Genomic DNA, 26,278 nt, shown 5'->3' with positions numbered 1-26,278 from the left:
TCATCGGTGCGCGCTGCGCCGCACGACGCGGCGGGGCTGAGCATGGACGGAGGCTCCCTGCCGCCGCGGGCGGCGGAAATCCCGCGCCTGCCCGCGACGACGTTCCGCTTCATGCTGTATTCGCTGGCGCATTACCGCGGCTGGTACCTGGCGATGCTGGCGCTCGAGGCCGTCAGTGCGACCTGCGGCATCCTGATCCCGTACGCGCTGAGCCTGATCGTCAAGGCGATCTCGGTGGCGCAGCAGCCTTCGCAGGCGGTGCTCGAAGCGCTGCGTGGTCCGATCCTGCTGTTCATCGGCTTCGCCGCGGCCGAGGTCGTGTTCGGACGGCTCACCGGATCGATCCAGTGGCGTATCGGCCCACGGCAGCGGCAGAGCGTCACCCGCGCGCTGTTCCATCACCTGCAGCACCACTCGCACCGCTACTTCAGCGATGCGTTCGCCGGCTCGCTCGCCCATCGCGTCAACGAAGCCGCAATGGGCGTGATGCAGACCGCGTGGTCGGTGATCCTGGAGTTCTGGCCGATCGTGATCGTGTTCTCGGTCTCGATGGTGCTGCTGTTCGTCCGTGCCGATCCGGGTCTCGCACTGTGGGTCGGCCTGTGGGGCATCGGGTTCATCGCGATCTCGTTCTGGCTGGCGATGCGCTGTCGGCCCCATGCGCTGTTGTCGTCTGCGGCGCGCAGCGACACCACTGGCGTGATCGTCGACTCGGTGACCAACATCGCCAGCGTGCGGCTGTTCGCGCGCATGGAGCACGAGCGTGCCTACCTGCAGCGTTGCCAGGAGCACGAGCGCATCGCCGTGCAACGTTCGCTGCGCTACTCGGAGCGCGTGCGCTGGTTCCAGTTCTCGGCCGCGGCGGTGCTCAAGAGTGGCACGCTGATCTACGCGCTGCATCTGTGGGCGCAGGACCGTATCGGGCTGCCGGAGTTCGTCATGGCGATCAGCCTGTCGCTGCTGATCATCAACGAGGCGCGCAACCTGAGCCGTCGCTTTCTCGACTTCTTCGAGCACGTCGGCAACATCGCCAATGCCGTCGGCGCCATCGTGCGGCCGCACGAGATCGTGGATGCCCCGGACGCGCAGTCGTGGCCGATCCTGGGCGGCCGGATCGAGTTCCGCGACGTCGACTTCGGCTACGGCCGCGAGCGGCCGGTGTTCGAAAACCTCAGTGTCAGCATCGCAGCTGGCCAGCGCGTCGGGCTCGTCGGCGTGTCGGGATCGGGCAAGTCGACGTTCGTGAACCTGATCCTGCGCCTGTTCGACGTGCGCGGCGGGGCGGTGCTGATCGATGGCCTCGACATCCGCCGCATGTCGCAGAAGTCGTTGCACGCGCAGATCGGCCTGATCCCGCAGGAACCCAATCTGTTTCACCGCAGCCTGCGCGAGAACATCCGCTACGGCCGCATCGATGCCGACGCGGACGAAGTGATCGACGCGGCTCGTCGCGCCCATGCGCACGAGTTCATCTCGCAGATGGATCGCGGCTATGACGCGATGGTCGGCGAGCGCGGCGTCAAGCTCTCCGGCGGCCAGCGGCAGCGCCTGGTGATCGCGCGCGTGATCCTGAAGAACGCGCCGGTGCTGATTCTCGACGAGGCGACGTCGGCGCTCGACTCGATCACCGAGAAGGCGATCCAGGAGACGCTCGACCATGCGATGCGCGGCAAGACGGTGATCGTCGTCGCGCACCGGCTGTCGACGATCGCACACCTGGACCGGATTCTCGTGTTCGATCGTGGGCGCATCGTCGAGGACGGCTCGCATGCGGAGCTGATCGCGCGACGTGGCGCGTATCACCGCTTGTGGAGCCGGCAGGCCGATGGGTTTCTTCCGGATAGCACGGAGGACGAGGCCCCGATGCAGGTGGAGCGTTCGTGGATGGCACGTCCGCCCCGATGCGCGAAAGCGCGCAGCACGCCAGCCGATCTGCTGGAAGCACAACACGCGCAGACCTCGTCATTCAGCAGCCGATCTCGCGCAAGGGAAGGGCGCACAACGATTTTCGCTCGTCGCCACGCCATGGCACATGCCTTGCCATACGACACCACCAGACCTCATTTCCGGAGCCCGCAATGCCAGTCGAATTCGTCGGTGGACTGTTCCCCCGCAACCAGCTCGCGCCGCGCGCCGCCTATGGCGCGACGATCGATCTCGATTACCTGCGCGATCTCGCGCGCGCCCACGAACAGGCGGACTTCGATCGCGTGCTGATCGCCAACGGCGGCGGTGATCCGATCATCCTCGCGGCCTACGCGGCGGCGCAGACCGAGAAGCTCGGCTTCATGCTCGCGCATCGTCCTGCGCTGGTGGCGCCGGTGTGGGCCGCGCGCACGTACGCGACGCTGGACCAGACGACGAAGGGCCGCATCCGCCTGCACGCGGTCACCGGTTACGCGGCCGAGCCCGAGTACGGCGAGACCGAGATCGACAAAGCCTCGCGCTACGAGCGCGCCGGTGAGTACCTGGACATCGTGCGCCGCACCTGGACCTCCGACGAGCCGTTCGACTACGACGGCAAGTATTTCCAGGTGAAGAACGCGAAGTCGCCGATCCGGCCCTATCAGGCGCCGCACGTGCCGATCTCGGTCGGCGGATCCTCGGATGGCGCCTACCGCATCGCCGTGAAGTACGCGGATCTCTACGCGCTGTGGGCCGAGCCGCTGGCCGATGTCGCGACGCGCATCGCCACGCTCAAGTCCTTCGCCGACATCGAGGGCGTGCCGGCGCCGCGCGTCAGCATGTCGGTGCGCCTGATCATCGGCGCCACCGAGGAGCTGGCCTGGCAGAAGGCGCGCGGCATCGCCGCGACGCTGGAGAAGAACTACAAGGTCGCGCCGCGCATCGGTCGCAGCGGTGGCGCCGAGCGCCTGCTCGCGGTCGCCGAGAAGGGCGAGCGTCACGACACGGCGCTGTGGTTCGGCACCGCGACAGCGGTCGAGGGCAGCCACGACTCCACGTCGCTGGTGGGAACGCCGGACACGATCATCGCTGCGCTGCTCGCCTACTACGACATCGGCGTCACCACGTTCCTGAGCCGCGGGTATGACCCGTTGTACGACGCCGTCGATTACGGCCGTTACATCATCTCGGCGGTGCGCGAGGAAGTGCGCAAGCGGGATCAGCAGCGTGCGGCGCAGGGGCAGAAGGAGATCCGGCGCGTGGCCGCGGCGGCGTAGCCCGGGTGAAACCCGGGATTCACCCGGGCTACGGCGGCGTCACCACGGCAGCGTAAATCCGTAGCCCGGACGAAGTCCGGGATTGCGTTCTGTGTTCGAAGAAAACCCCGGACTGCGTCCGGGCTACGGTGACGGGTCGCAACCCCTGGGTTCACCCAGGTTACGGAGCGGCGACGCTGACGACCTGCACCTGCACGTAATGCTCGTACCCCCACGCGCCACCTCCCTCGACACCCAGACCACTCGACTTGTGGCCGCCCTTCGGCGCCTGCTTCGATCCCTCGGCATGGCGGTTGATCCACACCATGCCGGCATCCAGCTGCTCGATCAGCGGCAGCGCGCGCTCGACATTGCCGGTCCAGATCGACGCGCCGAGACCGAACGGCGTCGCGTTGGCCAGCGCGATCGCTTCCTCCACATCGTCGAACGGAATCACCGGCAACGCCGGCCCGAACTGCTCCTCGTCGACCAGGCGCGAACCCGGTCCGATGCCGCTGACGATGGTCGGCGGATAGAACCAGCCCGGCCCTTCGAGCGGCGCACCGCCACTATGGATGCGCGCGCCGTGCGCCCTGGCATCGTCGACGAGTTCGGCGACGCGCTCGTACTGCGTACGCGACGTCAGCGGCCCGAGCTCGGTATCGGCCTCCAGGCCGTTGCCGACACGCGTACGCTCGGCACGGCGGGCGAGGGCGTCGACGATCGCGTCGAACACCCCGCGCTGCACGAACAGGCGTTTCACGGCGAAGCAGACCTGGCCGCTGTTGCGGAACGCGACCCAGAACAGCTTCTCGGCGACGGTTTCCGGATCGACGTCGTCGAGCACGATCGCTGCATCGTTGCCACCCAGTTCCAAGGTCAGGCGCTTGATGTCACGCGCCGCAGTTTCGAAGATGCGACGACCGGTGGCGACGCTGCCGGTGAACGTGATCTTGCCGACGCGCGGATCACGCGCAATGGCGGCGCCGACCTCACCAGCGCCGGCGACGATGTTGAGCACACCGGGCGGGAATACGTCGCGCAGCAGTTCGGCTATGCGCAGTGTGGACAACGGCGTGTGCTCGGAAGGCTTCGCGACGACGGTGTTGCCGGCTCGCAGCGCCGGCGTGATCTTCGTGAACAGGATGCCGACCGGCACGTTCCACGGCGTGATCGCGGCGACGACACCGAAAGGTTTGCGAATGATGCGGATCTGCTTGCCGCCTTCCTCGAACGGCGCGGCGGCCTCCGGCGCGTAGTCCGCGAACTGCTCGAGCGTCGCAGCGGCATTGAGGGGTTCGGCGGCGGTGTTCTTCAGCGGACGGCCCTGCTCGAGCGTGATCAGCCGGCTGATCTCCGAGGCGTGCTCGCGCAGCACGACGGCGGCCGCGCGCAGCGTGCGCTGGCGCAGCGCCGTGTCAGCCGACCAGGCCGGAAACGCGCGCAGCGCAGCGCTGACGGCACGATCGATCAGCGCAGCGTCGGCGCGACTGGCATGGCCCACGACTTGTTCGGTGGCGGGATCGAAGACGGCGTCGGTGGTGGCGGTGACGACCAGCTCACCATCGATGAGCAGCGGATAGGTCTTCATGAGGTCCAGGATCGAAAAAGTTTTTTCGGCCATCAGTGGGACCGCCCGGCGGCGGTTGCACGTTCTGCCGGGGATTCATCCCGCTCGTAGCCCGGACGAAGTCCGGGAGGGCTCTTCGAAGCCGACCGGATCGCGCATCGAGAGACTCCTCCCGGACTTCGTCCGGACTACGAGAAGGCCAAAAAACGCGCTCCGCACCGCCAGTCACGGTACGGAGCGCGCAAGACCACCTCAGAAAATCAGGCTGCGGCGCGCAGGTCGCCCTGCAGACGCTTGACGGCGTCCTCGAGCGGACGACGATCGATCCACTGATCGAAGTCGAAGTCGCGATCGAGAATCTGGTGGTTCAGCAGGAAGGTCTTCTGCTGGCGGAACAGCTCGACGCGCTCGTCCGACAGGTCCGGTGCCAGCGACAGATGGAAGCCGTCGCGATAGGCGGCTGCAACGCCGTCCGCCGACGCCGCGGTCTCGGCCTGCAGGAACTGGTGCACGCCCTTCAGGTTGGTCTTCGCCCAGTCCGCCGCACGCAGCGTCTGGTGCAGGAAGCGCACCAGCAGGTCGTAGTGGTTGTCGAGGAAGTCCTGATGCACGGTGACCGGACGCGGCGTGCCGTTGTTCACGCGGAAGCGCTTGGACGGCAGCTTGTCGAGATCGATGCCGACGCGCAGGCCGTGATGACGCGCGCCGTCCTGCGCCGCGGCACCCTTGACGTAGATCGCATCCACCTTGCCGGACGCAAGCGCTTCGAGGCTCTGCCACCAGCCGCCGAAGTTGAGCTTCACGTCGGGATGCGTATCGGCATTGGGCTCACCGACTTCGACGAGCGTGACGTCGTCGAGCGTGAGGTTGGCCGACGCGAGCGCGCCCTTGAAGCCGTGCAGGCTGCTCAGGCGCGTGATCGTGCGGCCGCGGCGGTTCTCGGCGATGTCGGCGCTGCGATAGACCGGCAGGCCGAGGCGACGGCCCTTGAGCTGCGCTGGCGTGCGGATGTCGGAGTCCGGGCGAACGAGGATGGACTGCGCCTCGTCGATCCAGGTCAGGCCGATCAGGCGCGTGTTCGCGCCCTGCGCCTTGGCCGGGATCGAGAACAGGTTCCCGCCTTCGCGGATCAGGTTCGGCAGCTGGTGGTCGTAGTGGTTGTGGCGAAGTTCGGGGCCGGCGTCTTCCTGCAGCGACAGCAGCTTGAGTCCGTCGTTCTTGAACTCCTCCTGCAGGTAACCGAGGTGATGGGCGATGCCGAAGGCCGTCGGCACGCCGCCGCGACCGCCACCGGCGCATCGCGTGTACCAGATGCTGTCGAGCTTCGAATCCTTGTGCGTGGTGCTCATGAAGATTTCATCCTGTGTGGAGATTGAACAAGCGCAGGTCCCAGGACCTGCTGGAGTCGCCGTCGGAAGCGGATCTTTCACGGCGGGCGCGACGGGATCGCAAGGCCTGTGCCGCCTTGGGCGCCGGTGATGACGAGTGGGTTTAGGCGCGATGACGCAGCTCTTTTGGAGGCTGAAAACAAGCGCTATTTCGGCGTTCTATCCAACGATTGATCCGCGCGAAAAGGACCGCTCGGGAATCCGTGAAGACCTGGCACCGCGACCCGCTTGTTGTCTGGCCACCACAATGGCCAGACGCGTGTTGCGCGAGCAGCATCGGTCTCACGAGCGACCGAAAGGCGCTCAGGCCGCAGGAACCTGGCGCGCGACGACCCAGCGCCCGAGACGACGCCAGTCCAGCATCAGCAGCAGCCACGGCAGCAGCCAGACCAGGTAGATGTTCTGCAGGCCGAACACGTGGCCGATGGCACCCGCCGTCACGGCCGCGATCGCGCTGCCCATCGTGCCGGACAGCGCGAGCTGCGCCGACGCGCGTGCCTTGTTGACCGGCGCCTGCGCGATGCGGCTGTAGTTGACCAGTCCGTTGACGCCCAGCCCCAGCCCGAGAAAGACCGAAGCCGCAATGAACGCCGGCGCCCAGTGCATCGTGCCGAGCAGCAACAGGCCGGCGAGGATCAGCACGTGCCCGCAGCGCTGGTGGAAATCGATCCGTGCCGGATCCAGCAGCAGTCGGCCGCCACCGAGCAGCACCGCGACGGTCGCCAGGCCCTGCGAGACCAGCAGCCAGACGCCGTAACGCAGTTCCCAGCCGAGCACTTCCACCGCGAGCAGGATCGCGAACGTGGAGTAGCTGATGGCGGTCATGTTGCCGAGCACTTCGAACGCGCAACTGCGGCGCACGTCGGGAATGCGCAGCAGCTCGCGCAGCGATCCGGGCAGCGGCGATGCGGCCGGTCCGTCGCGGCGTCCTTGCGGTGGCAGCACGCCCCAGCCGATCAGCGCGAGCACGATGAACAGGGCGCCGCTCGCGGCGAAGCCCCAGCTCAGTCCAAGTCGCGCCACCAGTTCGTTGCCGAGCAACGGTCCGCAGAACTGCACACCGAGCGTCAGCGTGCCCTTGTACCAGCCGGCGCGGCTCTGTCCGATCGTCGGCAGCTGCAGCATGAACGCGGTGCTCATCGCGACGATGCGCACCGACATGCACAGGCCCAGCGCGAACATCGCGAATGCGACGAACTGCCAGGAGCGCAGGTGCGGCAGCACCAGCATCAATCCCGTGAGGAACAGGCTCACCGCCGCGTAGAGCTTGCGCGGATTGCCGCGGCTCAGCAGCCAGCCGGCCGGCAGCATGCCGGCCGCCATCGCGATGGTCTCCGCGCCGCCAATGACGCCGAGCTGCCAGTGCGAGACGCCGAGATGGATGCCCATCAACGTGCCCAGCACCTTGGTCATGCCCACGGCGATGCCGGACAGCAGCGCCAGCGGAATGAAGCCGGACAGGAAGCGGCGGGCGGCGAGGTCGTTCGCCGAGGGGATCGAATCGGTGGTCATGGTGTGCGTTGCATCGCGTGTGCGCCGCACGTGCTCGTAGCCCGGGCGCAGCCCGGGGTTGCGCTCCGTGCTCGAGGGAAATCCCGGGCTACGAACCGGGTCGATCGGCGTTCGGCCGCGAAGTCGGTGCCAGACGCAGTTTTGGATGTTTTCGGAAATCAGCGAAGAACCCAGAAAAAGAACCCCCGGCATCTGCCGGGGGTTCGTTCGCATCCGCCTGGGTCTCAGGCCGCGTTGCGAGAGGCGCGGCGCTGCAGCACCTGCTCGAGCGGTCGCGCGTCGATCCACTCGCGCACGTTCACCGCGTTCGGGATGAACTCGCGCCGATGCAGGAAATCGGTGAAGGCCTGCAGGCCCTTCACGGAGATCTCGTCGAGCGTGGTCTGCTGGTGCTGGTACAGGTCGCCATAGGCAGCGCGCACCCACTGGTCCGCCGTGCCGGTCTCCTTGCCGATCAGTGACACGGTCTCGGCCGGATGGGCGCGAGCCCAGTCGCCGACGTCGTGCACGCGGGCCAGCAATCGCTCGGCGATGGCGGGGTGGTGATCGAGCAAGCCCTGGTCGACCGTCAGCGTGCGCGGCGCCGCGTTGCTCGCCCGCACCAGCGGATCGGGATGCTTGCCGAAGTCGTAGACCAGCTGCAGGTTGTGCTCGGCCGCGATCTGCGCGCCGCGCGAACCCTTGATGAAGATCACGTCCACCGTGCCTTCGCTCAGCGCTTCGAGCACCGGCCCGAACTCGTGCCGGCCGGGCTGCGCGCGAACCAGGCGCTGACCCTCACGAGGACGACCGACGAACTCGACGAACGTCACGTCGGACTCGGCGAGACGGCCCACCTGCAGCGCCGCTTCGAACGCGCGCAGCGTGCTGGCGCGGCGATGGTCGATGCTGTCTTCTTCGTGGCGCGGCAGCGCGAGGCGCTTGCCCTTCAAGTCCTTCGGCTCGCGGATGTCGGAGCCTGGCTTCACCAGGATCGCCTGGTACTCGTCCACCCAGTTCAGGCCGATCACGCGCGTCTGGCGACCGCGCGAACGCGCCCAGATCGCGGGCACGTTGCCGCCGTAGCGGAACGAGTTGGCGATATGGTGATCGTAGTGCGACTCCAGCAGCGCGGGATCGGTGCTGTCCTGCAGCGTCTTGATCGTGATGCCGTCGGCCTTGAACTCGTCGCTGATCCAGCCGAGCTGCGAGGCCACGCCCAGCGGCGTGGGCACGGAGCAACGTGTGTACCAGAGCTCCTTCAGCGATGAATCGTTCGATGCTTGGGTCATGTGTCTCTCCTTGAGGGATACGTCGGTGAGCGACGACCGTGCGCGGAAGCGCGGTGTCGAAGGGATGGCAGGTGCATCTGTGTCCGCGACGTCGTGTGCCGCGGTGATGGGAGCAACATCAACGCGAGCAGCGGAACAGCAGATCGAAGGAACGAACGCAGATGCATGGCGGCGGCGGGAGCGAAATGCGTGCCATGCGGGGCGTCGTTCTCGTGCGTGGGCGCATCGACTCGTGAAACGCGCGCTTCACGCCGGATCTGGATGCGATCGTCGCGAGCGGTAGCAGAAACGAATGCGAGCGTCGTCGCATCACGCGTGCTGCGATCGCAGCAAGGCGAGGGACGTTGTGCTGGCTTCGATACAACAGGCCACCCGTAGCCCGGACGAAGTCCGGGATCGCACGTATCAAAGAGAAAGCTTCCGGACTTCGTCCGGGCTACGCGCCGCCGTGAGGGCCGGGTCATTTCGAGTGGGGAGACCCGCTGGCACAGTCTCTGCTCGGACGAGACAAGCCCCCTGGAAGAAGAAGATGACCGCCGCTCGTCCCGACCTGCTATCCGCGCTGTTCGTCGACGCGCGCACCACGCATCGCTTCCTGCCCGAAACGATCGGCGATGCGCTGATCCACCGCATCTACGACGCGCTGCGCCTGGGCCCGACCGGGTTCAATGCGCAGCCCGCGCGATACCTGTTCATCCGCTCCGCCGAGGCCAAGGCGAAACTCGCGCCGGCGCTGTCCTCGGGCAATCGCGACAAGACGCTGGCGGCGCCGCTGAATGTCGTGATCGCGTGGGACTCGCGCTTCCACGAACACCTGACGACGCAATTCCCGTCGTACGACGCGCGCGGCTTCTTCGAGAAGTCACCCGAGTGGATCGAGCCGACGGCACGTACCAACGCGACCCTTCAGGCGGCGTACCTGTTCCTGGCAGCTCGCGCGTTGGGGCTCGGCGTCGGACCGATGTCCGGCTTCAAGCCGGAGCTGATCGACCAGGCATTCTTTCCGGACGGCCGCTGGCGTGCGTTGCTGCTCGCCAACCTGGGCTTTGCCGAGGAGAGCCCGATCACGCCGCGCGGTCCGCGGCTGTCGTTCGACGACGCGGCGCGGATCCTGTGAGTCGGGTCGGGGCTGACGCGCCTCCTGCAACGGCGCGATCTGCATGAGGGGCGTCAGCTCCGACCGCCCGCCCGCTGCCTAACCCTGCTCGACGCGCAACCTGCGATTGAACAGCGCCAGCGTGCGCTGCCACGCGAGCTTGGCAGCGGCTGCATCGTGCCGCGGCGTCGTGTCGTTGTTGAATCCGTGCTGCGTTCCGGCGTAGCGGTGCGCCTCGTAGCGGATGCCGGCCGTCTTCAGCGCCGCCTCGTACGCGGGCCATCCTGCGTTGATGCGCTCGTCGGTCTCGGCGAAGTGCAGCAGCAGCTCGGCCTTGATCGCAGGAACCTCTTCGAGCGGCGCGCCGCTGCCGTAGAAGGGCACGGCGACGTCGAGCCCATCCCCGAGGCGCGTGGCCAGCAGGTTGGCAATGCGCCCGCCGTAGCAGAAACCGACGACGCCGAGATGGCCGTTGCCATCCTTCGAGGCCTTGAGGAACGTTGCAGCGGCGATGAAGTCCTGCTGCGTCTTGTCCTGGTCGAGTTTCGAGAAGCGCTCGCGCGCGGCGTCCTCGTCGCCCGGATATCCCCCGAGCGGGAACAGCGCGTCCGGCGCCAGCGCGATGAAGTTCTCCAGCGCGAGCCGCCGCGCGATGTCCTCGATGTGCGGGTTCAGTCCGCGATTCTCGTGCACGACGAGCACGGTCGGCAGCGGACCCGTCGTGCCGGCAGGACGCACGCGGTAGGCGCGGCCCTTCCCGTAGCCCTTCGGTGACTCGAACTCGACGTAGCCGGCCTGCAGGCGCGCGTCGGTAGGCGCCACCTGCTGCGCCTGTGCGAACTGCGGACTCAGTGCGCTGAGCAGGCCCACCGCGCCGAGCGTGCCGGTGGCGTAGCGCGCAGCACCGGACAGGAACTCGCGGCGCGTGATCAGGCCGTGGACGTAGCGGTCGAACAGGCTCAATACCTCGGGATCGAAGTCCTTGGCGCTGCGTAGAGGAGAATTGGCGTCGGTCATCGTGATGTGGCGGAATCGAAGGACAGATCGAGGATGCGTACCGCGTAGCCCGGGTGCAACCCGGGGCTTCTCCTTTCAGGAAAGAGGAAAATCCCCGGACTACACCCGGACTACGCGGTCATGCGCGCATCTCGAGCAGCCGTCCGTGACTGTGCAAGGCGAACAGCCGCGCGTAGACACCTCCGGACTTGGCGACCAGCGTCGCATGACGGCCGCGCTCGACGACACGACCGTGCTGGATCACCAGGATCTGGTCGGCGTTCATCACCGTGCTCAGCCGGTGCGCGATGACCACCGCGCTGCGGCCTTCGAGCAGGCAGTCCAGACCGCGCTGGACCGCCTGCTCGGATTCGGAATCGAGCGCGCTGGTGGCCTCGTCGAGAATCACGAGTTGCGGATCCTTGAGAATGGCGCGGGCGATCGCGATGCGCTGCTTCTCGCCGCCGGAGAGCTTGATGCCGCGCTCGCCGACGACGGTGGCGTACTGCGCCGGCAGCGTGCGGATGAAGGCATCGGCATGCGCCGCGACCGCCGCAGCCTGCACTTCCTGCTCGCCGGCACCGGGCCGCGCGAACGCGATGTTCTCGCCGATGCTGTCGTTGAACAGCGCAACGTCCTGCAGCACGACGCCGAGGCGCGAGCGCACGGAACGCTGCCGGTACTCGCGCAGGTCGCGGCCGTTGACGAGGATGCGGCCGGCCGTCGGGTCGTAGAAGCGCATCAGCAGTTTCACCAGCGTGGTCTTGCCGCTGCCGCTGGGGCCCACGAGGGCGAGATTGCATCCCGCGTCCAGCCGGAACGAGATCTCGTGCAGCACCGGCGCGTTCTTGCCCGGGTACGCGAAACTCACGTTCTCGAACTCGATGCTGCGGATCTCGTCGAGGTCGACCGCATCAGCGGCGTCGGCAACCTCGGACTCCACGTCCAGCAGCTGGGCCAGGCGTTCGGCGGCGCTCTCGATGTCGCCGGTCTGGTTGAACAGGCGCGCGACCGGCTGGATCGTGTTGATCAGGTTCTGCGACAAGGTCAGCACGAGCAGGATGTCGCCCGGCGTGAAGCGGCCCTGGAGCGCACCGTGGACGACCAGGATCACGGCGATCGTGACGGCGGCCGTGTTTGCGACGTTCAAGGTCAGCGCCGAGCGCCATTCCAGCGTGTGCAGCATGCCGCGCGTCACCTTCCACTCCGCCTGGGTGTCGTCGTAGCGGCGCTTGACGACCGACTCACCGCCGAAGCTGCGCACGGTGGCGATGTTGCCGATCATCTCGGCGAGCAGGCCGGCCATGCGTCCGGCCTGCGCCTGCCAGCCGCGGCGATACGGCTGCGTGCTGCGCATCGTGCGCCACGAGATCCAGAAGTTGAACAGCAGCACGCCCGCCATCAGCACGCCCACGAGCGGCAGCTTCCACAGCAGCACGGCGACGATGAACAGCATCTGCAGGATGTTGCCGAGCGTTCCTTCCGTGAGGTTGGACAGCCACATCGTGATCGTCGTGATCGTGCCGAAGCGATCCATGATCTCGCCGGCGCGCGTGCGCTCGAAGTAGTCGATGGACTTGCGCGTCATGTTGTCGAATACGCGCTGGCGGAACGTGCTGACGGTTTCCAGCCACAGGTCGTCGGCCTGCTTGTCCTGCAGGGCGTTGAACAGGACGGTGGCGATGCGCAGCGCAATGAACACGCCCGTCAGCAGCAGCACCGCCGACGTCGCATGCGCCTGCGTGACGGCGCCGGACAGCAGCTTCGAGATGACGTCGACGATCGCCTTGTACAGATACGGTGTCGCCGTACCGAGCAGACCCATCACCGCCCCGACCAGCAGCACGCCGGCCACGCGGCCGCGGTATTCGGGAATGAAGCGGATGACGCGCCAGATGTTCTTCATGTGACGGGCATGACCTTGCCGTTCGTCCCGGCTTTCATCCGTCTCAAGCTTCGAACGCGAAGCGACCCTCGGCGACGATCGCCTTCAGCGGCAGGCGTTCGGTCGGTCGTTCGCGCGCCAGCAGATCGGGCGTCAGCGTGGCGGGATCGCCCTGGCGGCCGATCGCGATCGCGACTTCGACGTGGTAGCCCTCCGGCACATCGAGTACCAGCGCCGCCTTCTCGCGATCGAAGCCGCCGATCGCATGCGTGTGCCAGCCCGAGCGCAGCGCCTGGAACGAAAGGCTCGCCCACGCGGCGCCTGCGTCCAGCGAATGCGTGCGCAGCGGCGTGGGCACGGTGTCGCCCTTGCGCAGGTTCGTCTTGCGCGACACCAGCACCACGAGCGCCGACGCCTTGGCGGCCCACACGCGATTGTTCTCGTTGAGCAGGCCGAAGAACGACTCCCACGCGGCGGTTCCGGATCGCGCGTAGACGAAACGCCAGGGCTGCGCGTTGTTGGCCGATGGCGCCCAGCGTGCAGCCTCGAACAGCGAGAACAGCGTCGGTTCGTCGATCGGCTCGCCGGTGAAGGCGCGCGGCGACCAGCGTTCGACGAACAGGGGATCGATCGGGTACTCGGGATTGCGGGCGGAAAGACTCATGCGAAAGGCTGCGGTGATCTGAAGGGAAGGAGAGTGGCGCGTCGGCGTGCACGCGCTCGGGCGCCGGCTCGATCAGCCGGCGCCGCGACCGATTTCTGCGAGTCCGCGAAGAGACTCAGGCGCTGGCAGCGGCGCCCGTGTGCCCCCAGTCGCGACTGTCGTCGGCCGCACCGGTGTCACCGAGGTAGCCGTGCTTCTTCAGCAAGGTGCGCAGCACGTTGCGCGAGATGCCGAGCAGCGCGGCGGTACGCACCTGGTTGTAGCGGCTGTGCAGGTAGGCCTGCTCGACGATCAGCTTCTCGAGATCGTTGAACAGGTTGTCGCCCGGCGATTCGAGCAGCTTCTGCAGCGCCTGCGCGATGCGCTCCTTGGGCGCGCCATCACGGGCCCCACCGTCGGAGGCCGCGGCGGCCACGCCCGGCGCACCGGTGAGCTTGAGATGCTCGGGCTTGATCTCGTGACCCGAGGCCACCAGCAGCGCGAAGTGGATGACGTTCTCCAGCTCGCGGATGTTGCCGGGCCAGGGATGACGTTCCAGCGCCTTGCATGCGGCTTCGCCCAGTACCGGCAGCGGCAGCTTGAGTCGCTGGCAATAGGTTCGCAGGAAGTACTCGGCCAGCGGGCGGATGTCGCCACGCCGGTCGCGCAGCGGCGGCAGCTGCACCTGCGCGATGTTGAGGCGGTAATAAAGATCGAGGCGGAAGTGCCCGGCCGTCACGGCTTCGCTCAGGTCCACGTTCGTGGCGGTGATCAGCCGGATGTCCACCGGGATCGTCTTGCGGGATCCGATGCGCACGACTTCGCGCTCCTGGAGAACGCGCAGCAGTTTCACCTGCAGCGGAAGCGGCAGATCGCCGACTTCGTCGAGGAACAGCGTGCCGCCGTTGGCGGCCTCGAACCAGCCTTCACGCCGCGAACTGGCACCCGTGAACGCGCCCTGCTCGTGGCCGAACAGTTCGCTCTCGGCGAGCTGTTCGCTGATGGCACCGCAATTGACGGCGACGAAGGGCCCGCGTCGTCCGCTCAGAAGATGCACCTGGCGGGCGACCAGCTCCTTGCCGGTGCCGGTCTCGCCGATGATCAGCACGGGCGCCTCGCTGGGCGCGACGCGTTCCAGGTATTTCAGCAACTCCTGCGACGAGGGATCGGCGAACACCAGCGCCTTTGCGCGGATGGAGGTCGGCTGCGCTTCCTTGCCTTCGAGCGAGATCAGCGTGGCGTGATGTGGCGATTCAGAGGACATGACGGTTCCTTCGTGTGAGCCGGCAGGTGGTCTGCTCACGATGGGAGAACTGTATTCATCGTGTTGCGCCGCAACCAATACTTACGACGCCTATCGTTCTTCACGTGTGAAATTAGAAAAAGAATTCTTATGCGCAAATCTCAGCAGTCTGCTGCACGCTCAACAGGTGACGCGAGCGGCTGATGTCTACAAGCGGCAGCGCATCGGATCCGCGAGTCGAGAGAATGCGCAAGCGACGTGACGACTTTGGTTTATCGAAAGACCGTCGGTGCGCGAGCGCCATGTCGTAGCCCGGACGAAGTCCGGGATTCCGCTCCGTTGACGCGGAGAAAGCCCCGGACTTCGTCCGGGCTACGCGGCGCGGTCGCGCCGGTTCCGCAATACATGGTGCAGCGGCTCAGGATCGATCCAGTTCCGCACATCGAAGTCCGCCGGAATGAAGCGGTGACGCAGCAGGAAATTCTTGTAGGCCTCCAGCGCGTCGATCGAACGCTCCTCGAGATCGGTGTACTGATGCAGGTGGACGTCGGCGCCGTACGCACGGCGAACCCAGGCATCGCCCGACTGCGTTTCGCGCGCGATGTATCCGACGGTCTCCAACGGATGCGCGGCAGCCCAATCGCCGACGGCGACGATGCGCGACAGCAGGCGCGCCACCAGATCCGGATGCTCGCGCAGCAGCGCGGCGTCGACGGTGATCGGTCGCGGCGCGCCGTTGTTGGCGCGCGCGCGCGGATCGGGGTGATGCCGCACGTCGAAGACTTCGTGCGCGGACAGTTCCGCGGCCAGGCGTCGTCCGGTGGCGCCCTTGACGTACACCGCGTCCACGTCTCCACGCAGCAGCGCGGCGACCTCGTGTTCGTAGAGATCTTCGGGTCGTCGCGGCGCGGCCAGACGCAGGTAGCCGAAGCGCTGCGGTCCGAGATCGACGAACTCGACCTGGTGTTCCGCGATACCCGCGAGCTCCAGCGCGACCGAGAACCCGCGCAACGCGCCCGCGCGTGCAGGAACGATGCTGGCGCTCTGGTGGGGCAGGGCGAGCCTGGCCCCTCGCAGATCCGCCGGCACGCGAATGCCGGAACGCGGCAGGGTCAGGATGCCCTGGTATTCGTCGATCCAGTTGAGTCCGATGACCCGCGTGTCGCGACCCTGCGAGCGCGCCCAGATCGCAGGAACACTGCCGCCTTGCCGGATCGAGTTGGCGAGATGGTGATCGAAGTACGACGCGCGCAACTGCGGATCGTCCGATTCCTCGAGGGCGTACACCGCAATGCCGTCGTCCTGGAATTCCTCGAGGAAGGCGCCGAGCTGCGCGGCGAGGCCCAGCGGCGTGGGCACCGGGCTGCGTGCATACCAGAGCGTGTGCACCGGACCGCCGGTCCAGGCGAGATCGGTCCGATCGTTCACGAGCGGCGTCCGCGTCGACAAAGCCCGAGCATCGAACGACTGCGGTGATCCATCGATATGTTCTTCACGCTTGCTTTTTCTCTCGTCGATCGTGACACGTGCGCGCGGCGCTGCAGCGCACGTTCGGAGGCGAGACACACAATGCATGCCATGACCGCCCACGCAGGCCGTGAGCCCGTCGCAATGCGCTAAGGCTCTGTAAGGACGACGTTCGAGAGCGTCTCACGCGTTCAAAGCGATGAAGTTGTCCGGACACCGGGCGCGCGGGCGCTGCAGCACCGCAACAGCGCTGCTCGAATTTCACCATCGTGATTCGACGAACTGTTGCGCTCGGCGCAGCGAACGAGCGTCGACGTGCTCGTGCAGTTGCGTGGCCAACGATCTGCACGCTCGGGCGTCGTGCTCCGACGCGATGACGGACGTCTCGGTTTATCCGGCCGTTGCAGTGCTTTTGCAGTCGCCATGAGCCACTACTGACTGCGTCGCGATGCGCATTACGCGCGCTCTTGTGGTGGTTGGCATGTCCTGTGCTCCGACCCTCATCGAGACTTACGCAATTCATTTTTAAACCCAAATGGAATATGCATATCGACCACCGGGACCCCAGGTTCCGCTGAAGTTCGCGCCGCCGGAATTGGGGCCGTCCGCGGTGTTCGGCCAATTCGCCGAATCGGATCCGCAACGTCGTCTCGTCGGCATTGGCAGCGTCGTGGTTCTGCATCTGCTGGTGATCTGGGGCCTAGCCAGTGGCCTGGCGCGTCAGGTCGTGGAGTTGCTGCCGCTGCCGATCGAGACGCGGATCATCGAAGAGCGCGTGGTGCCCGACGAGGCGCCGCCACCTCCGCCGCCCAAGCTCGAGGTGCCACCGCCGCCGTTCATTCCGCCGCCAGAAATCTTCATCGCGACGCCGCCACCGGCACCGGCTGCGATCACCGTCGTTGCCGAGGAGCCGCCACCGCCGACACCGGAGCCGGTCGCTGCAGCACCTCAGCGACAGGTTGCTCGCGTGGCGCCGGAAGTGCGCGCAAAGAACTGCGCCGAGCCGGAGTACCCGGCTGCGTCGCAGCGTCTTGGCGAAACCGGCTCCGTGCGGCTCGCGCTGCTCGTCGGTACCGACGGCAAGGTCAAGGAAAGCCGCGTCGAGCGTTCCAGCGGATTCCCTCGCCTCGATGAAGCCGCAGTCGCCGGCCTGAGCCGCTGCCGCTTCACGCCGGGCAGCGTCGACGGCGTACCCGAGTCCGCGTGGGCCCAGATTCGATACACGTTCCGGGGCGCGCGATGAACGTCTCTCTTCCTTTTCCCCTTTCCATTTCCCGAAACCCAGGCGTGGCCAGCGCCACTCTCACGGAGAATCACATGTCGCCGATTTCAAACCGCCGCCGTTCGTTCGTTGCCGCGTGGGTGGGCGCGCTGTTGCTTCCGTTCGCACTCGTGGCGCACGCGCAGGGAGATGCAGTTCCTGCCGCCGCCACAGAACTCGCCGCGCCGTCCGAGGCGGGCGCATCGATTGAAGCGCCGGTTGCATCGACGGCCGCCGAGAATCCGTACGGCCTTTCCGCGGCGTGGAACCAGGGCGACTTCGTGTCCAAGGGCGCGTTCGTGATTCTCGGGATCATGTCCGCGGCGACGTGGTACCTGCTGATCGTCAAGCTGTTCGAGCAGCATCGCCTGCTGAGCCAGGCGCGGCAGGCGGAGCGCAGCTTCTGGAGCCATCCGAGCATCGCGAAGTCGGCAGAGGCCTTGCCGCAGAAGAGCCCGATCGCGTACGTGGCGGGTCGCGGCATCAACGCCGACCGCCAGCACCAGCAGGGCGCGCTGGTCGACCAGATCGATCGCTCGACGTGGATCACGCTGAGCATCAATCGCGCCGTCGATGAAATCCAGAGTCACCTGCAGAAGGGACTCGCGGTGCTGGCGACAGTGGGTTCGACGGCGCCTTTCGTGGGACTGTTCGGCACCGTGTGGGGCATCTATCACGCCCTGACGGCGATCGGCATCTCGGGGCAGGCGAGCATCGACAAGGTCGCTGGTCCCGTCGGCGAAGCCCTGATCATGACGGCGCTGGGCCTGGCCGTCGCCGTGCCGGCGGTGCTCGGCTACAACTGGCTGGTCCGCCGAAACAAGGAAGCGTTGGACAAGGTCCGCGCGTTCGCCTCGGACCTGCACAGCGTGCTGCTGTCGGGGCTGCGGGCCGGCGAGCGCGTCAATGACGCGGCGAACCAGGCCTCGAATCCGCCCGTCGACGTGCCGGTGCGCAAGGCCGCCTGAGTCGCTCCCTTTCGCTACTCGACACACCACGAACATGGCCATCCAGATCGGAGCCGCGCAGCCGGAGGACGAGGTCGTCTCCTCCATCAACACCACGCCGCTGGTCGACGTGATGTTGGTGCTGCTGATCATCTTCCTGATCACCATTCCGGTGGTGACGCAGACCGTGCCGCTGAGCCTGCCGGATGAGCGCAACCAGCCGCTGCAGACCAAGCCGGAGAACATCGTCATTGCGGTGGACCGCGACGGGCAGGTGTACTGGAACACGCGTCGCTTGCCCGATCGCGCAGCCTTGCTGGAGCGGCTGAAGGAAGAAGCCGTGAAGGTGCCGCAGCCGGAGGTGCACATCCGTGGTGACCAGCATGTCCGCTACCAGTCGGTCGGCGAGGTCGTGGTTGCTTGTCAGCGTGCGGGCATCGCCAAAGTGGGTTTCATCACGCAACCGCCTCCGAGGGGATAGACCATGGCCATGAATATCGGTCCTTCGTCGGCCGTCGACGAAGTGATGATCGACATCAACACCACGCCGCTGATCGACGTGATGCTGGTGCTGCTGATCATGCTGATCATCACGATCCCGATCCAGACGCACGCGGTGAAGCTGGACATGCCGCGCACCGACACGCCGCCGACGCAGGTCGAGCCGCCGCCGGTCGTGAACCTGGAAGTCGACTTCGATGGAACCGTGCTGTGGAACGGCGCCGCGCTGGCCGATCACGCCGAGCTCGAGGAACGCTTCCGGCAGGAAGCGCGGCTGGTCCGCCCTCCGGAGTTCCACATCCGGGCGAACAAGCTCGTGGAGTACCGCTACGTGGCGGGCGTGCTGGCCTCGGCCCAACGCCTCGGCATCCGCAGCATCGGGCTCGTCGGCAACGAGCAGTTCCTGAACTAACGCGTTGCAGAGGAATTCCAGATGAAGAACGTCGTTCACCTCGCGCTGCTGGCGGCGCTGCTGGGCTCGAGCATCGGCTTGGCCGCTGCGGCGCAGGCCGTCCGCCCCGAAGTCGGCCAGCCGCTGCAGGAGGCGCAGCTTCTGCTGCAGGGCAAGAAGTATCGCGAAGCGCTGGACCGCATCGAGAAAGCAGCCCGAGTCGCCGGCCTCGACGCGCACGAGCGCTATCTGGTCGAGCGGCTGCGCGCCGCCGCGGCCACCGGTGCCGGCGACTACATCGGCGCCGTGCGTGCTTACGAGCAGGCGCTGGCCTCGACGGAGCTGCCGGACGCCGAGCGCCTGCACGTGCTCGACGCCATCGGCCGGCTTGCCTATGCGGGCAAGCAGTACGGCAAGGCGGCGACGGCCATCCAGGACTACCGCACCGCGGGCGGAGATAGCGTCGAGACGCTGCGCTTGCTGCCGCAGGCGCTGTATCTCGCCGATCGGCACGTCGAAGCCGCGCGCGAACTGAGCGCGCAGATCGCCGCGTCGGAGAAAGCAGGCAAGGCGCCCGGCGAAGCGCAGTTGCAGCTGCTCGGCAGCATCGCGCTCAAGCGAGGCGACGACGCGGGCTATCGGGCGGCACTGGAGAAACTCGTCACGCATTATCCGAAGGACAGCTACTGGCAGGACCTGATCGCGCGTACCGCGAACCAGCCCGGGTTCTCCGACCGGCTTGCGCTGGATCTCTACCGGCTCCGATCCAGGACCGGAACGCTGGACAAGGCGGGGGAGTATCTCGAGGCGACGCAGCTCGCGCTGCAAGCGGGCCTGCCGGGAGAGGCGAAACAGTTCCTCGACGCCGGTTACCGGCGCGGCCTGCTGGGTACCGGCGCCGCCACCGATGTCGATCGGCACAAGCGTCTGTCCGACCTCGTGGCCAAACGCGTGGCGGAGGACCAGCAGACTTTTGCCGAGGGCGAAACGGCAGCGGCCGCGAAGGCCAGTGGCGATGCGCTGGTCGCGACCGGCCTGAACTATGTCGGCTACGGTCAGTTCGACCGCGGCATTCCGCTGATCGAGCAGGGCCTGGCCAAGGGCCAGCTCACGCAGGAAAGCGTGTCGCGCTTGCACCTCGGCTACGCGTATCTGCGCGCAGGCAAGAAGCAGGAAGCGATTCGTACCTTCCAGTCGATCCAGGGTTCGGGTGGCGCGGCGGATCTGAGCGCGTTGTGGCTGGTGCAGGTCGGCAGTACCTGAGGAGGCCTGCGTTTGCGGTTCGTGAGCGAGCGACAGGTGGAGTTTCGTAAGGCGTCATGAAGGCACGGGAAGCGTGCTCCCGACGAGCAAAGCTCACCACCGACCCGCAACCTGACCACCGTCCACGTTCAGCGTAACGCCCGTCACGTTCTTGGCCCCATCGAGATACAGAACGGCTTCGACGATATCGCTGATCTCCCCGATACCGACGCGGGCGCTGCAAAGCGTCTCCGAGAGCTTTTCGAGTCGACCTGTCGTGTTTTCCCGTCGTACCAGCTTCCTGACGCCGGCACGCGCAGCGATGAGGCGACTCCTGTCCGCTCTTCTAGCTGAGCAGAATTCGGGACGCTCCGGCAGATGCGGATGACCCGTCGCTCGTCGATGTGGTCGGCACCGGCTTCTCGCGCGGCCCCCGGCTGTTCCGGTACTCCCTTGCGGTCATTCCATAACGCTGATTGAACACGCGACAGAAGCTGGGTATGTTGACGAACCCCCACTTGTAAGCGATCTCCGCGATCGAGCGTGATGCAAACGTCGGGTCGACCAGATCACCCGCGCATCGGTTCAGACGGGTGTCCAGAACCGTTTGGGAAAAGCTGCGATCGCTCTCCTCGAAAAGCTTGTGCAGATAGCGCGGTGAAATCCGGAAACGTTTGGCGACGCCGGCGATCCGGAGATCAGGGCTGGAGATGTTGGCGCGCACGTGACTGATGATCGAGTTGCGCAACGCCTGCCGCACGGCCGCCTGGCTGCGGTCCTTGGTCTCAGCCGTGGCGCCCAGCGCAAGTGCGAGAAGAGTTGCGAGCGTGTCGATCAGCGTCCGTTGCGCTTCAGCGGGAATCGTCTCGGGGCATTGAAGAAACGAGCGCATGAACGACAACGCAACGGTCCCGAGAGAGCCATCGTCGTAGATTCGCACGGCCGTCGAGGCGTTCGGCGCCGTGAGCCGGGGCAGGAGCAGTTGGCGCGGAAGCCGGATCGAAAGCGTTCTCCAGTCCTCGAAGATCAGGTCGTAGCAACGGGTGGAATCGACGATCGAGAGTTCGTTGGGGCGTATGAGTGCCTCGCGCCCGTCCTGACGAACGAGGCAGTTCCCTTCTAGCTGCATGTTGAGAAAGAAGAACTCGCCGGGATTCCTCACGATCTCGTGCGCGCCCCGATAAACCGATTGCGCCTTCGACTCGACGTCGGTCACCGAGATCCCGAGCAACGACTTCTGATGCACGGTGCTCGCGAAAGACTCCGTCGCTTCCGCAATCGGGTTGAGCGCGGTGAATGCCTCGCAGAGGACCTCGCGCCAGTAGGGATACTGCTCCGCTTTGGGGCGGTCGGTCGTCGTCCAGGTCTTCATCAGTGCCGTCCTCGACCCTTGGTCACCGGGAACTCCGATCAGGAGAGGGGTAGTTACACATCCTAATTATCCGGAGCGCAAAGACCGCGCCAGCCTGCTCCTGCCGTCACCTGCAAAGCGTGCACCAGCGGTATCGACCTGTGGCGCAAATTCGCGCTGTGGCGGCTCTGATTAACGTCATGAGCCGGAGGGGAATTTTCAGAGGTCATGATACTTCGCCGTTCCGGTCGGTGTCCGAGCATCTCCGGTTTGCGAGCGGGTGACGTGCGCTCCGTGCGAAGTGAGCGTGCACGGATCGCAAAGTTGAATCGGCCGTCAACCGGCAGGTCCCTGGTCGGAACCCACGACGCACTCGTACAGGCCTGTCCACACGGACCCAAGAAGCTGGCCTGCGAATCGTGGAGCCAGAGATATGGCCTCGATCGAAAGGCGATTCGAGAACCGCTCGCTGGAAAAGTCGCGGACGCGAAATCCTGAGCCTGCAAATTTGCAACGGACGCATCGCCGCTTTGCACGCCGTGCAGTAGCGAGTCCGAGTGCGCTCACAGGCAGTACTTTCGCAAGCGTGCTCTGCAGCGGGACAAGTTGAAGAGAGCAAGCCAACAGCGTTCAGGTCATCCAGCACAGCGCGCTGCAATGACCTGAGCGTGTTCCATCTCCGTTAACGAGCTTTGGAGTTCTCAATGCGCATCAGGAAATATGATTTTGATTACGGCCGACGGGCCTTGATGGAAAAAGTCGTGAAAGGTGCAGGAGCAGCCGGGGTTCTGGGCAGCCTCTGGCCCATGATCGGAAATGGCGCCGACATCACAAAGGCCTATCCCGACGAGCTGACGTCGATCGAGATGTTCACGAAAGGGAAGATCAAGACCGGCGACAAGATCACTGCCGCCAACGTCGAGATCGTGAAGGATCTGCTGGATCCGATCTGCTACCAGCAGGTCAAGACGATGGGACGTGTCATCAACATCGTTCCGACGAGCAAGGATCCCTCGGTCCTCTTTCCGCACGATTACCTTCAGGCCTCCCTCAAGAACAAGGGCCGCGCCAAGCTGGATGACGTCGGCAATGTGTTCACCGACGATGGCTCCGTGTGGATCGGTGGTCTGCCGTTTCCCGAACCCAAGAGCGGTCTCGAAGCCGCGGCCAACATCACGCTGAGCTGGGGTCGCCACGATTTCGCGCTGTACGCGATCCGCGATTGGGATCTGGGTCCAGACGGCGAAGACGCCTACCAGTACGACTACATGTGGGCCGAGCAGAACGTCACGGGACGGCTGGACGGACAGATCTTCGGTGGACGCAAGGACTTGCTGCGCAACCAGAACGTCTGGTTCACGGCGCCGAACGACAGCAAGGGAAGCTCGTTCCTCAGCGTCTGGTATGCCGACCAGCGCAAGTATCCCGACCTTTACGGCTATTTCCCCGCTTTCAAGCGCGTGCGCCAGTTCCCGACCAACCAGCGCTTCGAACCGCTGGCACCCGGCATCACGTTCTTCCTGACCGATGCGTGGGGCGCCGGCGACCCGATGCTGACCTGGGGCAACTACAAGATCGTGTCGCGCGGCCCGCACCTTGCGGCCACGTCGAACAACTGGCTCGGTGGCTCGCGCAAGAACTGGGAGAAGCAGCGTCATGGCGGTGCGAAGGGCAAGACCTTCTTCGAGACCTACATGCAGCTCGTCCCCGAAGTCATCGTGCTCGAAGCCAACCCGACCGGTTATCCCCGTGCGCCGGTGAGCAAGAAGGTCGTCTACATCGACGCCCGCAACGGCCAGTTCTGCGGCTACGTCACCTACGATCGGCGCGGTGCGTTGTGGAAGTCCTTCGAGCCGGGCATGTCCCAGTTCAAGGATGGCGACGTCGTGTTCAAGGAGCCCAACGGCTATCCGGCCTGGTCGTGGGTACACGTGCTGAGCCACGACATTCAGAACAATCGCATGTCGCTGCTCAATCACATCAACCAGGCCACGGGCGGATTGAAGACCACGTTTTCCGACCCGAACGGGGATGCCTACAACCTTTATCTCACCACGCAGTCGCTGACACGGCTGGGGCGGTAGGGAGCGCGCGGGGCATGAAGCGTCAGTCCACGATCTGACTCTGGCGAGAGGAAAGGATGGAACGCGACATGCCCGTTTGCCCCATGTGCGGGGCTTCCGCATCGGGGGTACATGCGGGCGCTGGTGATCCGGCGTCCGCTTTCTTCGTTCCGGTTCGACTGACTCCAAAGGAAGCCGAAATCTTCAAGATGCTCCGGAAAGGGCTGACGAACGACGAGATCGCGCGTCGTATGTTTGTGACACGCAACACCGTTAAGTTTCATCTCAAGCAGGTGTATCGAAAGCTGGGGATCCGATCCCGTCGTCGTGGAGCGATGGATGCCACAGACAGATCCACCGCATCCGGGCGCGGAGAGCCGCCCTCGATCGCTGCGCATCATTCCTCCACGTGTTCGGCGTAACGAACGCGTTTGCGGCGGCCGAACGCACGGCCGCCGACTTTTTGTGATGATCGAGCCGCCCGAGGTTCGAGGGGGCGAGCAGGGCAGGGCGAGCCCGGTACCGGGATTCGGGTATCGCCGACGCCTGGTGCCGATCGCCTAATCGGTGAAGTCGGTTTCGAAGAACTCCGCTGGCGCCCGTTCGTCGCGTGCGCGCCGCTCGGCTTCTTCGGCTCGAAGCTCTGCACGCCGGATCTTTCCCGACACCGTCTTGGGCAACTCGCAAAACTGGATGACCCGGATCTTCTGGTAGGGCGCGAGGCGCGAACGTGCGAACGCCAGGATCGATCGAGCGACGGCGCGGTCCGGGATGATTCCCGGCTTGAGGACGACACAGGCCTTGGGCACGAAGAGCCGCCTGGCATCCGGGCTTTCGATCACGGCGGCTTCGGCCACTGCATCGTGCTCGAGGAGGGCGCTCTCGAGTTCGAACGGGGAAATCCGGTAGTCGGAACTCTTGAAGACATCGTCCGTGCGGCCGACATACCAGTAGTAACCCTCCGCATCGACGGACGCCACGTCGGCGGTGCCGTAGTGCGTCCCGCCCAAGGCCTTGCGCGTTCGTTCCGGATCTTCCGCGTAGCCGGCCATGAGGCCTGCGGGCCGCGGATCCATCCGCACGGAAACCTCGCCTTCGGAGGCCGGATTGCCCTCGATGTCCAGCGTTTCGATCTGGTATCCGGGTAATGGGCGACCCATCGACCCGTATCGAACCGGCAGTCCGGGCGGATTTCCGAGCATCGCTGTCGACTCGGTCTGCCCGAAGCCTTCCCGGATGGTGATGCCCCAGGCTGCCTTCACCTGTTCGATGACCTCGGGATTGAGGGGCTCCCCGGCGCTGGTGAGTTCACGCAACGACATCTTGAAGCGCGCCAGGTCTTCGAGAATCAGGGACCGCCAGGCGGTGGGTGGGGCACATAGCGTGGTGACGCGGCAGCGCTGGAGTGTCGCGAGGGTTCGTGCGGCGTCGAAGCGCCCCTGGTTGTAGATGAAGATCGTGGCGCCCACGGTCCAGGGAACGAAGAAGCAGCTCCAGGCATGCTTGGCCCAGCCTGGCGTGCTGATGTTGAGGTGAACATCGCCTTCGGCGAGTCCCAGCCAGTACAGCGTGCTCAGATGTCCCACCGGGTAGCTGCGCTGCGTGTGCAGCACCATCTTGGGTTTGCTGGTGGTGCCGGAGGTGAAGTACAGGACGCACGGGTCGTCGGGCTTCGTGGGGCCATCGGGTATGAAGTTCTCCAACGACGTCGCGCTTCGACCGTAATCTGTCCATCCGCCGGGATCGGTTCCGCACACCACACGGACGCAGTCGTCCGCGATACCGTCGAACTTGCGCAGGACGCTTCCGTCGACCACGACCGCGCGCATGCGACCTCGTTCGATGCGATCTTTCAGGTCCGCCTCGGACAGCAACATCGTGGCCGGGCTCAACACCGCGCCGAGCTTGATCGCCGCCAGCATCAGCTCCCACAGTTCGACACGGTTGGGGAGCATGACCAGAACACGGTCCCCGCGGCGGATGCCGAGGTCCCGAAGAAAATTGGCGGCGCGATTGGAGGCGGCGCGCAGTTCGTCGAACGTGCGCCGTACTTCGGCGCCGGAGTCGTCGACGATCCAGAGGGCGCACTGTTGATTATCGAGTGCCAGATCGTCGAAGTGGTCCAGGGCCCAGTTGAACATTTCCATCTGCGGCCACCGGAACGTTGCGCAGGCCTTCGCGTAGTCCTCGCGACTGGCTGTCAGCAGGTCTCGTGCAGCTCGAAACGATGCGAGCGAGGCAGAGGGCGTGGTCATCGGCGAGTCTTCCTTGGCGAGTTCTTGTTGGCATG

The 26,278-nt window shown here is 65.8% G+C and carries 21 protein-coding genes; 10 read left to right on the top strand and 11 right to left on the bottom strand.

Translation table 11 applies throughout. The features are described from left to right. Positions 1-42 precede the first annotated feature (42 nt). Positions 43-2,217 (top strand): ABC transporter ATP-binding protein, encoded by a 2,175-nt coding sequence (locus tag DFR24_RS05320; protein WP_210772443.1) that lies wholly within the window; start codon positions 43-45, stop codon positions 2,215-2,217. After that, on the top strand, positions 2,103-3,182 hold the full coding sequence (locus DFR24_RS24855) for an LLM class flavin-dependent oxidoreductase (RefSeq protein WP_246051613.1): 1,080 nt from the start codon (positions 2,103-2,105) through the stop codon (positions 3,180-3,182). Before DFR24_RS05320 ends, DFR24_RS24855 begins: the two co-directional genes overlap by 115 nt. Positions 3,183-3,342: 160 nt before the next feature. Here DFR24_RS24855 and DFR24_RS05310 read toward each other — a convergent pair whose 3' ends face one another. From DFR24_RS05310 to DFR24_RS05295, 4 genes are all read right to left on the bottom strand, one after another. Further along, entirely contained in the window at positions 3,343-4,752 is a 1,410-nt protein-coding gene (locus tag DFR24_RS05310; RefSeq protein ID WP_133881476.1) for an aldehyde dehydrogenase family protein, read from the bottom strand. Between the two features lie 239 nt (positions 4,753-4,991). Next, positions 4,992-6,080 (bottom strand): ABC transporter substrate-binding protein, encoded by a 1,089-nt coding sequence (locus DFR24_RS05305; protein ID WP_133880272.1) that lies wholly within the window; start codon positions 6,078-6,080, stop codon positions 4,992-4,994. Positions 6,081-6,422: 342 nt separating this feature from the next. Continuing rightward, positions 6,423-7,631, bottom strand: a complete 1,209-nt coding sequence (locus DFR24_RS05300) for an MFS transporter (protein ID WP_162851056.1) — start codon at positions 7,629-7,631, stop codon at positions 6,423-6,425. Between the two features lie 224 nt (positions 7,632-7,855). Further along, complete coding sequence (locus tag DFR24_RS05295; RefSeq protein ID WP_133880270.1) at positions 7,856-8,902, bottom strand: ABC transporter substrate-binding protein; 1,047 nt, start codon at positions 8,900-8,902, stop codon at positions 7,856-7,858. 529 nt (positions 8,903-9,431) lie between these two features. Here DFR24_RS05295 and DFR24_RS05290 point away from each other — a divergent pair. Continuing rightward, complete coding sequence (locus DFR24_RS05290; protein ID WP_133880269.1) at positions 9,432-10,019, top strand: malonic semialdehyde reductase; 588 nt, start codon at positions 9,432-9,434, stop codon at positions 10,017-10,019. A 78-nt stretch (positions 10,020-10,097) separates the two neighbouring features. Here DFR24_RS05290 and DFR24_RS05285 read toward each other — a convergent pair whose 3' ends face one another. From DFR24_RS05285 to DFR24_RS05265, 5 genes are all read right to left on the bottom strand, one after another. Beyond that, entirely contained in the window at positions 10,098-11,015 is a 918-nt protein-coding gene (locus DFR24_RS05285; protein WP_133880268.1) for a dienelactone hydrolase family protein, read from the bottom strand. A 118-nt stretch (positions 11,016-11,133) separates the two neighbouring features. Beyond that, positions 11,134-12,900: an ABC transporter ATP-binding protein gene (locus DFR24_RS05280; RefSeq protein ID WP_133880267.1), complete on the bottom strand. Its 1,767-nt coding sequence runs from the start codon at positions 12,898-12,900 to the stop codon at positions 11,134-11,136. Positions 12,901-12,943: 43 nt separating this feature from the next. Further along, entirely contained in the window at positions 12,944-13,543 is a 600-nt protein-coding gene (locus DFR24_RS05275) for a nitroreductase family protein (protein WP_133880266.1), read from the bottom strand. A 115-nt stretch (positions 13,544-13,658) separates the two neighbouring features. Then, positions 13,659-14,786: a sigma-54 interaction domain-containing protein gene (locus tag DFR24_RS05270; RefSeq protein WP_133880265.1), complete on the bottom strand. Its 1,128-nt coding sequence runs from the start codon at positions 14,784-14,786 to the stop codon at positions 13,659-13,661. A gap of 351 nt (positions 14,787-15,137) precedes the next feature. Further along, a complete protein-coding gene (locus DFR24_RS05265; protein ID WP_210772444.1) occupies positions 15,138-16,193 on the bottom strand; it encodes an ABC transporter substrate-binding protein in 1,056 nt (351 codons plus the stop codon). A gap of 649 nt (positions 16,194-16,842) precedes the next feature. Here DFR24_RS05265 and DFR24_RS25130 point away from each other — a divergent pair. From DFR24_RS25130 to DFR24_RS05240, 5 genes are all read left to right on the top strand, one after another. After that, positions 16,843-17,475 carry an energy transducer TonB gene (locus tag DFR24_RS25130; protein WP_281280143.1) on the top strand — a complete coding sequence of 211 codons (633 nt, stop codon included), beginning with the start codon at positions 16,843-16,845 and terminating at the stop codon, positions 17,473-17,475. Between the two features lie 74 nt (positions 17,476-17,549). Then, positions 17,550-18,461 carry a MotA/TolQ/ExbB proton channel family protein gene (locus tag DFR24_RS05255; RefSeq protein WP_133880263.1) on the top strand — a complete coding sequence of 304 codons (912 nt, stop codon included), beginning with the start codon at positions 17,550-17,552 and terminating at the stop codon, positions 18,459-18,461. 34 nt (positions 18,462-18,495) lie between these two features. Beyond that, a complete protein-coding gene (locus tag DFR24_RS05250; RefSeq protein WP_133880262.1) occupies positions 18,496-18,921 on the top strand; it encodes an ExbD/TolR family protein in 426 nt (141 codons plus the stop codon). Between the two features lie 3 nt (positions 18,922-18,924). Further along, positions 18,925-19,353, top strand: coding sequence for an ExbD/TolR family protein (locus DFR24_RS05245; protein ID WP_133880261.1), 429 nt, complete (start codon positions 18,925-18,927; stop codon positions 19,351-19,353). Positions 19,354-19,374: 21 nt separating this feature from the next. Continuing rightward, positions 19,375-20,595: a tetratricopeptide repeat protein gene (locus DFR24_RS05240; RefSeq protein ID WP_246051522.1), complete on the top strand. Its 1,221-nt coding sequence runs from the start codon at positions 19,375-19,377 to the stop codon at positions 20,593-20,595. Between the two features lie 325 nt (positions 20,596-20,920). On the opposite strand, the gene DFR24_RS05230 is transcribed toward DFR24_RS05240, so the two are convergent. Then, the gene (locus DFR24_RS05230; protein ID WP_133880260.1) at positions 20,921-21,946 is read right to left on the bottom strand and encodes an AraC-like ligand-binding domain-containing protein; all 1,026 of its coding nucleotides are present in this window, start codon (positions 21,944-21,946) and stop codon (positions 20,921-20,923) included. A gap of 683 nt (positions 21,947-22,629) precedes the next feature. Between DFR24_RS05230 and DFR24_RS05225 the strand changes: the two genes are divergently transcribed. Continuing rightward, on the top strand, positions 22,630-24,009 hold the full coding sequence (locus DFR24_RS05225; protein ID WP_133880259.1) for a DUF1329 domain-containing protein: 1,380 nt from the start codon (positions 22,630-22,632) through the stop codon (positions 24,007-24,009). 56 nt (positions 24,010-24,065) lie between these two features. After that, positions 24,066-24,410 carry a helix-turn-helix domain-containing protein gene (locus DFR24_RS25300; RefSeq protein ID WP_133880258.1) on the top strand — a complete coding sequence of 115 codons (345 nt, stop codon included), beginning with the start codon at positions 24,066-24,068 and terminating at the stop codon, positions 24,408-24,410. 138 nt (positions 24,411-24,548) lie between these two features. Here DFR24_RS25300 and DFR24_RS05215 read toward each other — a convergent pair whose 3' ends face one another. Further along, positions 24,549-26,243 (bottom strand): AMP-binding protein, encoded by a 1,695-nt coding sequence (locus DFR24_RS05215; protein WP_133880257.1) that lies wholly within the window; start codon positions 26,241-26,243, stop codon positions 24,549-24,551. Positions 26,244-26,278: the final 35 nt, after the last annotated feature.

Source organism: Panacagrimonas perspica (genome assembly GCF_004364935.1).
Taxonomy (GTDB): Bacteria; Pseudomonadota; Gammaproteobacteria; order Nevskiales; family Nevskiaceae; genus Panacagrimonas; species Panacagrimonas perspica.
This window is presented reverse-complemented; position numbering and strand designations above follow the sequence as displayed.